Raw genomic sequence first — 13989 nt, forward strand, 5'->3', positions numbered from 1 at the left:
ATGACGGACACCACTGCCATCACCGCGTACTGGGACGCCGCGGCGGCCCGCTTCGACGAGGAGCCGGACCACGGCCTGTGGGCCCCGGGGACCCACGCCGCCTGGGCGGGGCGTCTCGCCTCCTGGCTGCCGCCGGGGCCGGCCGATGTCCTCGACGCGGGCTGTGGCACCGGTTCGCTGTCACGGCTGCCGGCCGGGGCCGGGCACCGGGTGACCGGTGTGGACCTCTCGCCGCGGATGGTGGAGCGCGCCCGGGCGAAGCTGGCGGCGGCCGGTCTGCGGGCGGATTTCCTGGTCGGTGACGCCGCCGATCCGCCCACCGGCGGCCGGCGGTTCGATGTCCTGCTCGCCCGGCACCTGATGTGGACGCTCCCCGACCCCCAGAGCGCTCTTCGGGAGTGGACCGCCCGGCTGCGCCCCGGCGGCACCCTGGTCCTCGTGGAGGGCCGCTGGCGCGAGTCCGGCGACCAGCGCGCGACGCCGTACGCGGCGGGGGCGAAGGCCCTGCCCTGGGCCGGCGGCATCGGCGCGGACGACCTGGCCGCCGCCGTGCGCCCGCTCGTCACCGGGCTGCGCGTCGAACCCCTGAGCGGCGAGGCCGCCCTGTGGGGCCGTCCGGTCGACGACGAACGCTATGCCGTGGTCGCCACGGCCGGTCCGTGACCGCCGGCTCCGCCGCGACCGCGCCGCCCGCCGGAGCCCGGGGCTCCGGCGGGCGGCGGGCCGTGCGACGTCTCCCGCCGGTACGCGGGGTGGTGCCGCGTCAGGAGGGAACGATGTTCTCCGCCTGCGGGCCCTTCTGACCCTGCGTGACCTCGAACGTGACCTTCTGGCCCTCGGTCAGCTCACGGTAGCCCTGGGTGGCGATGTTGCTGTAGTGCGCGAAGACGTCCGGGCCTCCGCCGTCCTGCTCAATGAAGCCGAACCCCTTCTCCGAGTTGAACCACTTCACGGTGCCAGTTGCCATGTGCTGTCTCCTGCTCGGTGCGCCGGCCGCACCCCTTGGGGGGTGCGCGCCGCGCGAGGTTGTCGGCCGCATGTTCCCGCCGTGAGGCGGGTTTCCACGAGGCACTCGTTACGGCGCGCCGCTCGGAACGGTCCGGGGGACTGTTCTGAGCTGCGCACCTAACGGAAGGTACGAGGCTGGACACCTACCGCGATACGGAGAACCAAGCCACCCATCGGCAGAACTGGCCGAAAACCGCCCATCGATGGCTCCGGGGCCGGTTGGACGGGCACGCCGGACGGGCCCTGGTGCCGTACACCACCAGGGCCCGAAGAGATCTCCGCCCCCTCCGCCGGCCGCCTGGGTCGTCTCTTTCGGATCGTGCCGGGCTCGCGAGCCCCGGCACCGCGCCTCGCCGCGTTGTCGTCAGTCGCCGGCGGGCCGCACGGGGCGGCGCGCGGGACGGCGCGCGGGCGCGGTCACTCCCGTGCGGTCCGGCCGGAGCCGAGCGCGGCCAGGCCGACCAGGTCGTCCGCCTCGGCGTCCGGGACGTCCCGGTCGAACCGGGCGAGGGCCCGCATCCGCAGCGACACCACCCCGAGCACCAGGATCGCGGCGCCGAGCAGCAGATACAGCAGCCCGATGCCCCGGCCGTCACCGGTCCCCAGCACCGCGCCCACGGTGTCGGCCAGACCGCCGCCCGGAGCCATCAGCGGCTCCAGGAACCGGCTGCCGAGCGGGGCGATCAGCAGAAAGCCGACCGGCAGGGTGGACCAGGCGACCATCTGGTTCAGGGCCATCACCCGGCCGTGGAACCGCTGCGGGACCTTCACCTGGACGATTGTCAGATAGATGCCGTTGAGCAGCGAGAGCGAGGCCGACATGCCGAAGACCCCGGCGCCGACCACCAGCAGGTCCGGGCGCAGACCGGTCAGTACGCAGAAGAGGCCCAGCACCGGCACCACCAGCAGCATGCCGCGCATCCGCCGGCGGCGCGGCCCGCCCCAGACACCCATCGCGAGACCACCGGCGAGCGCCCCCGCGCCGCCGGCCAGTGACACCGTGGCCACCGAGGCGAGGCTGGAGAAGCCCAGCACCAGGGGCGAGACGAGCTGGAAGAGCACCGGCAGAAAGAGATTGAGCACGGCGAAGAAGACCAGCATCGCCCGGAATCCGCGCCGGCCGACCACCAGCCTGAACCCCGCCACGATCTCCTGGCGCAGGGTCTCGCGCCGCCGGGCCGCCAGGGTGCGGGGGAAGCGCACGACCGTCAGGACCGTCGCCGCCACCGCGTAGCTGATCACATCGAGCAGCAGGACCCCGCTCAGACCGATCACGGCCAGCATGCCGACCGCCGCCAGCGGGGCGACCACCTGGGCGATACCGCCCGAGACCTGGACGATCCCGTTGGCGTGGCCCAGATACCGCTTGGGCACGAGCTGGGGAATCGCCGACTGGAAGGCGAGCCGCTGCCCGGTGAGCGAGACGGAGAGGATCGCCATCAGCACCCCGACATGCCACGGCCGCAGGCTCCCGAAGGTGTTCAGCAGGGCGAGCACCGCCTCGGCACTGCCGCAGACGACGGTCGAGACCAGCATCACCCGCCGCCGGTCGATCCGGTCGACGAGCCCGCCGAGCACCGGTGCGGCCAGCAGTCCCGGCACGATGCCGAGGACGGCGAAGAGGCCGAACCAGGCGACCGACCCCGTCGAGAGGTAGATCCACAGCGGCAGCGCGAACTCGGTGAGCGCCGAGCCGGTCTGCGAGACCAGCTGGGAGGCGGCCACCGCCACGAACCGCCGGGTGTCGCGCCGGGTGCGCGGCACGGCGTCGGCCGGCTCGCCGGTGGGGGCGGACGCGCGGTGTACGCCGTCGAGCCACCAGGTCGCGTGCTCGGGCCGCCGCTCGCGGGCCAGTTCGGCCGGATCGCCGCCGGCGACCGCCGGGTGGACGGCGGTGACGATCTCGGCCAGCTCCGCCGCCCGGTGCTTCAGGAAGTAGTGACCGCCCTCGTCCAGCACGGCCACGGCGGTGGTGGAGCCGAGGAAGCCCCACTCCCGGAACCGCTCGCGGTGGAACTCGGTGCCGGGGTCCGCCGAGCCGATCACCGAGATCACCGGGGACGCGAGCCCGGAGGCGGGCTGCGCCAGCCGCTCGGTGAAGTACGCCTCGGCGGCCCGTGAGTCCTCGCGGACATTGTGGACGATGGTGGTGAGCTGTTCGGGCTCCAGGCCCTCCAGATCGGCGCCCATCGAGCGGAGCCAGTTCAGATGGAGCCGGCCGCTGCGCCGCCGGTCGAGCACGGAGAAGCGGGAGAGCAGTCCGAGCAGCCCCTCGGTCGGCCGGGCGAAGGGGAAGATCCCGCCCAGATAGACGGCGGCGGGTTCGCGTCCCGCCGCGGCCAGCCGCCGGGCCAGCTCGACGGCGAGTGCCGCGCCCACCCCGCAGTGCCCGTACACCGCGACCGGCCCCGGGACCCCGGCCAGCACCTCGTCGGCGCACCGGCGGGCGACCTCCGCCAGCGGCAGTGACTCCTCGGACATGCCGAGGTCGTGACCGGGGACGGCGACGGCGTGCAGCGCCACACCGTCCGGGAGGGCGTCGGCGAGCGGCTGGTAGACGACGGCGCTGCCACCGCCGTACGGCAGACAGACCAGCGACAGCCTCACGGTGCCGGCCGGCTGCCGGGGTGTCAGCTCATGGAGCAGCCGGCGCGGGCCGCGCTCGTCCTCGGACCGGTCCGCCAGGGCGGCCAGCGCGGCGACGGTCCGCTCCTGGAAGACGTCCATCAGGGTGATTTGGGCCTGTGCGCCGAGCAGGCGGCGCAGCGTGGCCACCATCCGCATGGCGAGCAGGGAGTGGCCGCCGAGGTCGAAGAAGTCATCGTGCGCGCCGACGCGCTCCAGTCCGAGCAGTTCGGCCCAGACGCCGGCGACGGCCTCCTCGGTCGGGGTGCCCGGTGCGGTGTACTCGGCGGCGCCGCCGGGCCCGGCGGCGCCCGGCTCGGGCAGGGCGCGGCGGTCGACCTTGCCGTGTGCCTGCCGGGGCAGTTCGGGAAGGAGGACGAAACGGGAGGGTATGAGGTAGTCCGGCAGCTTCTCGGCGAGCAGGCGGCGCAGCTCGGCGACGGCGGGCGGCGCGGTGTCCTCGGCGGGCACCAGATAGCCGACGAGGGTGAGTTCCCCGGCCGGGCCGCGCGCGGCGGCGACGGCCTGGGCGACGCCGGGCAGCCGGGCGAGGTGGGCCTCCACCTCGCCGAGTTCGACCCGGTAGCCGCGGATCTTCACCTGGTGGTCGCCGCGGCCGAGGAACTCGATGGTGCCGTCGGCGCGGTGGCGGGCGAGGTCCCCGGTGCGGTACATCCGGGCCGCGCCGGGCGCTCCCGGGGTGCCGGGCGCCCCGGCTCCCGCCTCGGTTCCGGTTCCGGTTCCGTCTCCGGCCCCGGCCCCGGCTCCGGCCCCGGCTCCGGTTCCGTCTCCGGTTCCGTCTCCGGGACAGGCGGCCGCGAAGGGGTCGGGCCGGAACCGTTCGGCCGTCAGCCCCGGCCGGCCCAGGTAGCCGCGCGCCAGCCGGTCGCCGCCGATCCACAGCTCCCCCGGCACCCCGGCGGGCACCGGTTCGAGCCGGTCGTCGAGCAGATAGACCCTGGCGCCCGGCAGCGGGCGGCCGATCGGTGTGGTGGGCCCGGCGGCGGGCAGGTCCGGGTCGATCACCAGGGTGGTGGCGCCCACGGTGGCCTCGGTCGGGCCGTAGTGGTTGATCACCCGGCAGCCGGTGCGCGCGCCGGTCGCGGCGAGCCGCCTGCTCCACTCCCAGCCGGACGCCTCCCCGCCGAGGATCAGCAGCCGGCGGGGCAGCAGCACGGCCGGGTCGTCCACCTCGGCGCTCAGCGCCGCCAGATGGGAGGGGGTGAGCTTGACGCAGTCGATGCGCTCCCGGGCCAGGTGGTCCGCCAACGCGGGGCCGGGGGTGCGCGAGGGCAGCAGATGGAGGGTGCCGCCGGTGGTGAGCGAGAGGTAGAGGGTGGTCAGACCGAAGTCGAAGGCGAGCGACTGGAGCAGGGTGTACCGGGCGCCGTCCGGCAGCCCCGCCTCGGCGAACCGCTGCCGCACCCCGGCCAGATAGGTGAGCACCTGGCGGTGCTGGACGGCCACGCCCTTGGGTGTGCCGGTGGAGCCCGATGTGTAGATCACATACGCCAGGTGGTCCGGGCCCGCGCCGCCGGCCGGCGGGGTGTCGGGTGCGGCGGCGAGCCGCTCCCCCGCCTCCTCCAGCAGGACGACGGGTGCGTCCGAGCCGCTGAGCAGGGCGCGGTGGGCACCGGTGGTGACCAGCACGGCCGGCGCGGAGTCGGCCAGCATGTGGCCGAGGCGCTCGCGCGGCTGTTCCGGGTCGAGCGGTACGTACGCCGCGCCGGACTTGAGCGCGGCGAGCAGCGCCACGGCCTGGTCGAGCCCCTGGTCGAGGCAGACTCCGACGAGTGCGTCGGGCCCGGCCCCCGCGTCCCGCAGCAGATGGGCGAGCCGGTTGGCCCGCCGGTCGAGCGCGGCGTACGAGAGCGTCTCGCCCCGGTGCGCCAGGGCGGTCGCGCCGGGGGTGCGGGCGACCTGCCCGGCGACCGCCTCGGCGAGGGTGCGGGCCGCCGGCGGCGCGGTGCCGGAGCCGCCCCACTCGTACAGGAGGCGGTGGCGCTCCTCGGGCGTCAGCAGGTCCAGGGTGTCGACCGGCGCGTGCGGGTCGGCGGCGGCGGCGATGAGCACGCGCTGCCAGTGTCCGGCGAGCCGGGCGATCGTGGCGGCGTCCCACAGATCGGTGCGGTAGGTGAGGAAGGCGTCGAGTCCGCCGTCGGTCTCGGTGCAGTACAGACCGAGGTCGAGATGGACGCCACTGCCCTGGAAGGGGAAGGTCCGCCACTCCAGCCCGCGGGGGCGGAACTTCTGGGCGCGGTGGTTCTGGAGCGCGAAGGAGACCTGGAAGAGGGGTGGTCTGCCGACCTCGCGCGGCAGGTCGAGGGCCTCGACGAGCCGCTCGAACGGTGTCTCCTGGTGCTGCTGGGCCCCGAGCGCGGCGGCGCGGACCCGGGAGAGGACGGTGGCGAAGTCGGGGGCGGCCGGTGCCTGCGCTCCCTCCGTGCCGTCCGGCGGTCCGAGGTCGGCCCGCAGGGGCAGCACCGTGCTGAAGAGTCCGATCAGCCCCTCGGTCTCCTCCGTCTGCCGTCCCGCGAAGGGGGTGCCGACGGCGAAGTCCGACTGTCCCGACCAGCGTCCCAGCACCACCTGGAAGGCGGCGAGCAGCGTCATGTAGAGGGTGGTGCCCCGGGTGCGGGAGAGCGCGCGGGCGGCCTGGTGCGCCGCTGGGTCGAGCCGGAGGTCGAGGGTCGCGCCCCCGGGTCCGGGCAGGGCGGGGCGGGGCCGGTCGGTGGGCAGTTCCAGTGGCGGCACTCCGGTCATCGCGCCCTGCCAGTACCGCAGACCGGCGGCGGCCCGGGGGTCCTCCTGGCGCTCCCGCTGCCAGTGGGCGAAGTCGCCGTAGCTCAGCGGCAGGGCGGGGGGCGCGGGCGGGTCCCCGGCCGCCAGGGCCTCGTAGCCGGAGAGCAGTTCGTCGAGGAGGACGGCGGCCGACCAGCCGTCACCGACCAGATGGTGCTGGCAGATCGCCAGGACGTGGTCCTCGGTGTCCAGACGGAGCAGCAGGGCGCGCAGCAGCGGCCCCTCCGCGATGTCGAACGGCCGGGCGACCTCGGCCTCGACCATCGCGCGGGCGGCGGCCTCCCGCGCTCCGGCGGGCAGGCCGGTCAGGTCGCGCACTTCCCAGGGGACGGTGAAGTCGTCCGCCGGGGCGGTGCGGACGCGCGGGGCGCCGGTGCCGTCGGTGGGGAAGGCGGTGCGCAGCGCCGAGTGCCGGACGGCGACCAGCCGCAGAGCCTCGGCGAGCGCTTCGGGCCGCAGGGGGCCGAGCAGCCGCCCGGCGGTGGGCAGGACGTAGGCGGCGGTGCCGGGGGTCAGCTGCTCGACGAACCAGAGGCGCTCCTGGGCGAGCGAGAGCGGTACGGGGGTGCCGGCCGGCCGGGGGGCGATGGCCGGGGCCCGGCCGGCGGCGGCCGTGCGCTCGCGCAGCCGGCGGGCGAGCAGCGCGCGCTGCTCGCCGGTGAGCGCGGTACGGGTCCGGCGGGCGGCGGGCGCGGGCGGTGCCGGGACCGGGGGCAGTTCGGGTTCCGGGGCGGCCGGGGCGAGAGGGGCGGCGTGGTCCATCAGCTCTCCTGGGCGAGCAGTTCGAGGGTGACGGCGTCCGCGACGGCGGCCACCGTCGGCTCCTCGTAGAACACCTCCAGCGGCACCTCCGCGCCGAGGCGGCGCCGGATGCGTGCCGCGACCTGGGTGATCGTCAGCGAGTGGGCTCCGAGGTCGAAGACATCGTCGTGGAGGCCGATGGCCGGCACTCCCAGCACCTCGCGCCAGATGGCCGCCACCTCGGTGGTCACCTCGTCCCAGGGCTCGTCGGCCGGATCGGGAGCGCTCGGGGCGGCGGCGGACGGCTGCTCGCGGTCCGGTTCGGGCAGGGCCCGCCGGTCGGTCTTCCCGTTGGGTGTCAGCGGGAGCCGGGGAAGGGCGTGGAAGACGCCGGGCACCATCACATCGGGCAGGGTCAGGGCGAGGAAGGCCCGCAGTTCGGCGGTGCCGGGCACGGGGGCGCCGGGGCGCCAGACGGGGTAGGCGGCGAGGAACGGGCCGCCCGGCCCGTCGGCGGAGCCGCGTACGGCGACGGCCGCCGCGGCCACGGCGGGGTGCTCCTGGAGCCGGGCCTCGATCTCGCCCGGCTCGATCCGGTGGCCGCGCAGCTTGACCTGGTCGTCGAGCCGGCCCAGGCAGTCGAGACCGCCGTCGGGGCGCAGCCGGGCGAGGTCTCCGGTGCGGTAGTGGCGCTCCCCGGTGGCCGGGTCGGTGACGAACCGCTCGGCGGTGAGCCGCGGGCGCCCCCGGTAGCCACGGGCCAGGCCCGCGCCGCCGAGCGCCAGCTCACCGGTGACGCCGTGCGGCACGGGGCCGCCGTCCGGGCCCAGGACCCGCGCGGTGGTGCCGGCGATGGGCCGGCCGATGCTCACCTCGCCGGGTGCGGCGGGCACTTCGGCGGCGGTGGACCAGATGGTGGTCTCGGTGGGGCCGTAGACGTTCCAGAGCCGTCCGACGCGTTCGCGCAGCCGGCGGGCGAGGGGCAGCGGCAGCGCCTCGCCGCCGCTGAGCGCGGTCAGGGCGGGGGCCGTGAGCCCGGCGTCCAGCATGAGCCGCCAGCCGGACGGTGTCGCCTGGAGCCGGGTGACGGAGTGCCGTTCGATCAGCGCGGTCAGCGCCCGGCCGTCACGGACCTGGTTCTCGTCGGCGATGACCACCCGGCCGCCGGTGATCAGCGGCAGCAGCAGCTCCAGGGCGGAGATGTCGAAGGAGAGCGAGGTGACGGCGAGCCAGCTGTCCCCGGGGCCGGTCTCCAGTTGATCGCGGAAGGCCAGCAGCAGATGGGCGAGCGCGCCGTGGGGCACCTCGACGCCCTTGGGGCGGCCGGTGGAGCCCGAGGTGTAGATGAGGTAGGCGAGGTCGTCCGGGGTCACGGCGGGCAGCGCGGCGGGGGCGGCGGGAGCGGTGTCGAACAGACCGTCCAGGAGCAGCGTCCGGCCAAACCCCGCGACCCGCCCGGCGGTGCGCCGCTGGGCCAGGACGACGGGCGCTCCCGCGTCGGCGAGGACGAAGGCGGTGCGCTCCGCCGGATAGGCGGGGTCGACGGGCAGATACACCCCGCCGGCCAGGGTGACGGCGAGCACGGCGGCCAGCATCTCCGGTGAGCGCTCGGCGCAGACGGCGACCACCGTGCCGGTAGTCACCCCGGCGTCGGCGAGGCGGCGGGCCAGCCCGCCGGCCGCGCCGGCCAGCCGCCCGTAGGTGAACGCGTCCTCCCCGCCCACGACGGCGACACGGTCGGGGTGGGCGGCGAAGGCGCGGGCGAGCAGGGCGGGCAGGGTGGCGCCCGCGGCGTCGGCGGCGGGCTCCGGACCGCGCACCGGGGCCGACTCCGCTTCGTCCAGCAGAGGGAGGTCGGCGAGCGGGGTGCCGGGGGCGGCGGCGATCGCGGCGAGCAGCTGGCGCAGATGGGCGCCGACGCGCTCGGCCCGTTCGGGGGCCAGGGCCTCCGTCCGGTGCATGAGCAGGACGCCGAGCCGGTCCGGGCCGTCCACGAGGTGCACCCGCAGGGCGCCGCGCGCGGTGCCGGGGAAGAGCACCCAGTCGATCGTGGTGCGCAGCCCCGCGAACTCGACCGGGGCGATACGGCGGCGGTAGGTGAGCGAGACCGGGGCGAGCGCCACCCCGGGCCGCAGCCCGGAGACGGCACGCGCCAGCGGAACCCGGCGGTGCGGGTAGCAGCCGCGCAGCCCGGCGCGGACCTCCCGGGCGAACTCGGCGAAGGGCAGGGCGGGTTCGGGGGCGGTGACCACCGGGAGTTCGTTGACGTGGACACCGATCCGGTCGGTGGCGCCGGGGTCCCGGGTGCCGAGGTCGACGGCGACCGCCGGGCGCTCGTTGCCGTACCGCAGGAGCAGGGTGTGCAGGGCGGCGAGGAGCAGTTCGAAGAGGGTGATGCCGAGTTTCTCGGCGGTGTCGGTCAGCTCGGTACGGAGGCGGGGGTCCAGGTCGAAGGCGACGGCGGCGCCCGGGCCCACGCCGTCGGGGCGCCCGGTGAGTCCGGGGAGCCGCACCTCGGCTGCGGGCAGCGGGCGGCCGGCCCAGTGGGCGCCGGCCGCGGCGAGCGCCCGGGGGTCGATGTCCGGCTCCGGGGCGGCGGGCGGGGCGAGGGGCGCGGGCGCCGGGCCCGCGCCGGTGCGGTGGGCCCAGCAGGCCGCGAGATCGCTCAGGAGGACATCGGTGGAGGTTCCGTCGAAGGCGATGTGGTGCGCCACGACCAGCAGGGTGGAGCGGGTCTCGCCGGTGCGCAGCAGGGTGAACCGGGCGGGCGGGCCGGCCGCGAGGTCGAACGGTTCGGCGCTCAGCCGGAGCAGCTCGGCGGGGAGCCGCCCGGGGGTCGTCGTGCGTACCGACAGCTCCGGGGCGGGCCCGGGGGTGAGCACGGGTACGCCCTGGTCCTCCCGCACGATCAGGGAGAGCGCGGGGTGACGGGCGGCCAGATCGGCGCAGGCGGCGGCGAGTGCTTCCTCGTCCACCGCCCCCTCGAAGTGCGCGGCGAACGGCATGTGGTGGACGGAGCCGAGCGGGGCGAGCCGCTCGTTGACCCAGATGCCCTGCTGGGCAGGGCTGGTGGGGATGGTGGTCACAGGGGTTCCTCAGTCTGTCCGGCGTCGGTCGGGCTGGGCGTGGCGGGGCCGTGCGGGTGAAGCGGGTGAACCGTGTGAAGCGGGTGAGACGGGTGAGACGGGTGAGACGGGTGAGGCGGGCGGAAAAGGGCAGCACGGGAGGGCGGAAGGACGGCGGGAGGGCGGGAAGCGGAGCCGGGCGGCCCGGGTCGGGGCGGGGCGGCGCGCGAGGAGACCGGTCGACAGGATCGGCTGGACCGGCGGAGTCGGAAGGCTGGAGGGCTGGAGGGCTGGAGGAGAGACGGAAGGCCGGGAAGGCTCGGCGGAGGCGGAGGCGGAGGCGAGGTCCGGGGGGGCCGGGGGGGGTCGGGGGGGTCGGGGTGGACCGGTGGAGTCGTGGCGGACCGGCTCAGTGAGCGGCGGCCGTCACGGCGGTGGTGAACTCCTCCGCGAGAGCGGCGATGCCGTCCGCGTCGAAGGCCAGCGCGTTGAACTGAATCCAGCAGTTCAGGCCGCCGTCCGGCTGCTCGACGACGGTCAGCTCGGGCACCCCGAGGTCACCGCCGGGCAGCGGCCAGGGCACGGTGGTGCCGCGCGGCAGTACCCAGGGCTCGCAGAGCAGCCCGGGCAGATGGGCGTCGGCTGCCCAGTTCTCGTACCGCAGCCAGGCCGGGAACGCCACCACGGACGGTTTGAACTCGGCGTACGGATAGAGCTGGTGGTCGAGCGCGCCGGTGGCGGCCGACCTGACCCGTTCGGCCAGCTCGGCGAAGCCGGGGCCGCCGGAGCAGTCCACCCGCACCAGCAGGGACTGCACCAGACAGCCGACCACCCGCTGGGCCTCGGGCCTGGTCCTGCCCGGGACCGGGGTCATCAGCACCAGGTCGGACCGGCCGCTGCGGGCCGCCAGCAGCCCGCTCCACACGGTGGCGACGGCCATGAACGGGGTGACCCCCAGCAGCCCGGCGCGCTCCCGCAGCCGGCCCGCCGGGCCGGCCGCGACGGTGAAGGGGTGCGCGACGGTGTGCACCTGGTCGACGGCGCGCCGGCCGGGGAAGGGGTCGAGGGCGGACGGGGCGCCGTCGAGTGCCGCGGCGAAGTGCCGGCGGCCGGCGGACCAGCGGGAGTTCGCCCAGCGCACCAGGGACTGGTACGGCATGGCCTGTTCGGGCAGCCGGGGGGTGCGCCCGCGCCTCAGCGCGTCGTATCCGAGCCCCAGTTCGTGCAGGACGACCCCGATCGACCAGCCGTCGGCGACCATGTGATGGACCGCCAGCAGGACGGCGTGGTCCTCGGGGCCTCGGCTGACCACCAGCAGCCGGGCCGTGGGGTCCGTGCCCAGGTCGGTGAGGCGGTCGCGCTCGGCGATCAGCAGCTCATCGACCTCCGCGTCGCTCGCGCCGGGCGCGTCCAGCAGGGTGATCCGGGCCCGGGGCTCCTCGTCCAGTACGGTGCGGACCAGCCCGGGCACCTCGCCGGGGACGGGGACGAACCGGGTGCGCAGCGCCGGGTGCCGCCGGACGACCTCGGTCAGGGCCCGGCCCAGCGCCCGCCCGTCCAGCCGGTCGGTCACCCGGAAGAGCGCGGTGACGGCGCCCACGTCCCGCCCCGGCTCCTCGGCCATCCAGTCGAGGAAGTTCTCCTGCTGACTGGTGAGCGGGACGGTGTGCGGCTGGGCCCGCAGCGCGCGCAGATAGGCCGGGATCGCGGGCTCGGCCCCTGCCTCTGCCCCTTCCCCCGCCTCAGGGGCGTCCCCGGCCCCGGCGGCGGGTGCGCGGTCCTCCAGCCAGGCGGCCTGGGCCCGCAGCGACGGGCGGCCGAAGACCAGCGCGGACCCCGCCTCCACCCCGAACCGCTCCGAGACGGCGGCCGCCAGCTGCACGGCCCGGAAGGAGTCGCCGCCGAGCGCGAAGAACTCCTCGGCGACATCGCGCACCGGACGCCCCAGCACCTCCTGCCACAGCCCCGCGAGAAGCAGCTCCGCCGGGCTCGCGGGCGGCCGCGCCACCGGCGGTGTCCCGGGGGTGTCGAAGAGCGGGCGCAGCCGGTGCTTCAGCACCTTGCCGGTGGCGTTGCGCGGCAGATCGTCCGCGAGGAGCACCCGTACCGGGAGTTCGGGGCGGCTCAGCCGGGTGCTGAGGAAGAGCCGCAGCCCGTCGAGGTCCACTCCCCCGGCCGCGGGCACCACCACGGCGGCCGGCACCGCTCCCATCACCGGGTGCGGGATGCCGAGCGCCGCCGCGTCCGCCACCCGGGGGTGCTCGTGCAGGGCGTCCTCGATGCGGAGGGTGGAGACCTTCAGCGCACCGGACTTGATGACATCGCTCTCCCGGTCCACCAGATACAGATAGCCGTCGGCGTCCACCCGTCCGAGGTCGCCCATCCGCACCCAGCCGTCGTGGAAGACCCCGGCCCCGGCGGCCGGGCCGCCGACATAGCTGCGCGGCGGGCCCGGCTGGCGCAGCCAGACGTCGCCGGTCTCCCCGGCCGGCAGTTCCCGGGCGTCCTCGCCGAGGATGCGCAGATCACGCGGTTGGGCGGGACGGCCCACCGAACCGGGCCTGCCCGGGTCGACCACCATGGAGAGCTGTGCGGGCACCGCCTCGGCCGAGGTGTACACATTGACCACGGTGGCCTTCGGCAGCGCCTCGGTCAGGGCCTGGGCGACGGGCACCGGCAGGGCGGCGGCGGAGGAGCTGAGCAGCAGCACACTGGAGAGGTCGCGGCGCGCGGGCACCCCGGAGTTGAGCAGCTCGATGGCCATCGAGGGCACCAGGAAGACGGTCCCGATCCGTGACTCCTCCACGGCGCGGCCGAACTCCTCGGCGTCGAAACGGGGCAGGACGACGGTGCTGGGCGCGCCGGTCAGGGCGCCGAGCAGCATCATCTGACCGGCGTTGGTGCCGATCGGGAAGGCGTGCAGGGCGTGCCGTGAGTGCGCGTACGGGCGGGGTCGCGGATCGAGGCGCTGACCAGCCGTCAGATTGGCGTGGGTGGCCACAACTCCCTTGGGTGTGCCGGTGGTTCCCGAGGTCCCGATGATCTGGGCGCGGTCGCCCGGGGCGGGCCGGCAGGGCGGTTCGCCGTCGCCGGCCGGCACGGTCCCGACCTCGGCGAGCGTGTGGTGGGCGACGTCGGACAGGCCCGGCAGCGCCGGGAGTCCATCGCCGCGCAGGACCGCGCCGGCCCCGCACATCCCGACGAGCCGCTGGGCCTCCGATTCGGCCAGATCAGCCCGGAGCGGTAGCGCCGCGGCCCCCGCGTAGTGCACGGCCAGAAAGGCCACCGCGTACTGGTCCCAGGCCAGGTCGGTGAAGCGCAGCGCCACCAGGTCACCGGGGCGCACCCCCGCCTCCGCCAGCCCCCGGGCGGCCCGGACGGCCCGCTCGCGCCATGCTCCGTAGGTGAGCGAGCCGCCGCCGCACACCTGCACGGCGATGGCGTCGGGTTGGCTCTGGGCCCTGGAATCCAGCAGGTCGGGGACGGTCAACGGAGCATGCGAAGCGTTGATGGTGCCCTCCAGGAGCGGCGGCCGGCCTGGGTGTCGACCCAGGGTTTCGGTGGCACAAGAGACGGTCACGGGCATAGCGCGCAACCCTCGCACTTAGATATGGTCTGGACCATTCGGCGGGGCACGCGAAGAATAGCGCGACTGTCTCGTAACTGTGTTGCATTGCTGGAGAATTCGTGAAGATCGGTGGAGGCCGGTTCGAGAACCGGCCATGAGCCACCGGGTACGCGCACCACG

The 13989-nt window shown here is 75.6% G+C and carries 5 protein-coding genes; 1 reads left to right on the forward strand and 4 read right to left on the reverse strand.

The window, feature by feature from the left end:
• The gene (locus ACWCRA_RS08405) at nucleotides 1–663 is read left to right on the forward strand and encodes a class I SAM-dependent methyltransferase (RefSeq protein ID WP_451067087.1); all 663 of its coding nucleotides are present in this window, start codon (nucleotides 1–3) and stop codon (nucleotides 661–663) included.
• A 100-nt stretch (nucleotides 664–763) separates the two neighbouring features.
• Here ACWCRA_RS08405 and ACWCRA_RS08410 read toward each other — a convergent pair whose 3' ends face one another.
• From ACWCRA_RS08410 to ACWCRA_RS08425, 4 genes are all read right to left on the reverse strand, one after another.
• The gene (locus ACWCRA_RS08410; protein WP_351559020.1) at nucleotides 764–967 is read right to left on the reverse strand and encodes a cold-shock protein; all 204 of its coding nucleotides are present in this window, start codon (nucleotides 965–967) and stop codon (nucleotides 764–766) included.
• A gap of 458 nt (nucleotides 968–1425) precedes the next feature.
• Complete coding sequence (locus tag ACWCRA_RS08415; RefSeq protein ID WP_451067088.1) at nucleotides 1426–7197, reverse strand: amino acid adenylation domain-containing protein; 5772 nt, start codon at nucleotides 7195–7197, stop codon at nucleotides 1426–1428.
• On the reverse strand, nucleotides 7197–10262 hold the full coding sequence (locus ACWCRA_RS08420) for a non-ribosomal peptide synthetase (RefSeq protein ID WP_451067089.1): 3066 nt from the start codon (nucleotides 10260–10262) through the stop codon (nucleotides 7197–7199). Before ACWCRA_RS08420 ends, ACWCRA_RS08415 begins: the two co-directional genes overlap by 1 nt.
• Nucleotides 10263–10650: 388 nt before the next feature.
• Nucleotides 10651–13827 (reverse strand): AMP-binding protein, encoded by a 3177-nt coding sequence (locus ACWCRA_RS08425; RefSeq protein ID WP_451067090.1) that lies wholly within the window; start codon nucleotides 13825–13827, stop codon nucleotides 10651–10653.
• Between the last annotated feature and the right edge of the window lie 162 nt (nucleotides 13828–13989).

This window comes from Streptomyces sp. NPDC001889, from assembly GCF_053594535.1.

Coding starts and splice junctions, on each gene's coding strand:
- ACWCRA_RS08405 (WP_451067087.1), top strand. CDS start 1: ATGACGGACACCACTGCCATCACCGCGTACTGGGACGCCGCGGCGGCC.
- ACWCRA_RS08410 (WP_351559020.1), bottom strand. CDS start 967: ATGGCAACTGGCACCGTGAAGTGGTTCAACTCGGAGAAGGGGTTCGGC.
- ACWCRA_RS08415 (WP_451067088.1), bottom strand. CDS start 7,197: ATGGACCACGCCGCCCCTCTCGCCCCGGCCGCCCCGGAACCCGAACTG.
- ACWCRA_RS08425 (WP_451067090.1), bottom strand. CDS start 13,827: ATGCCCGTGACCGTCTCTTGTGCCACCGAAACCCTGGGTCGACACCCA.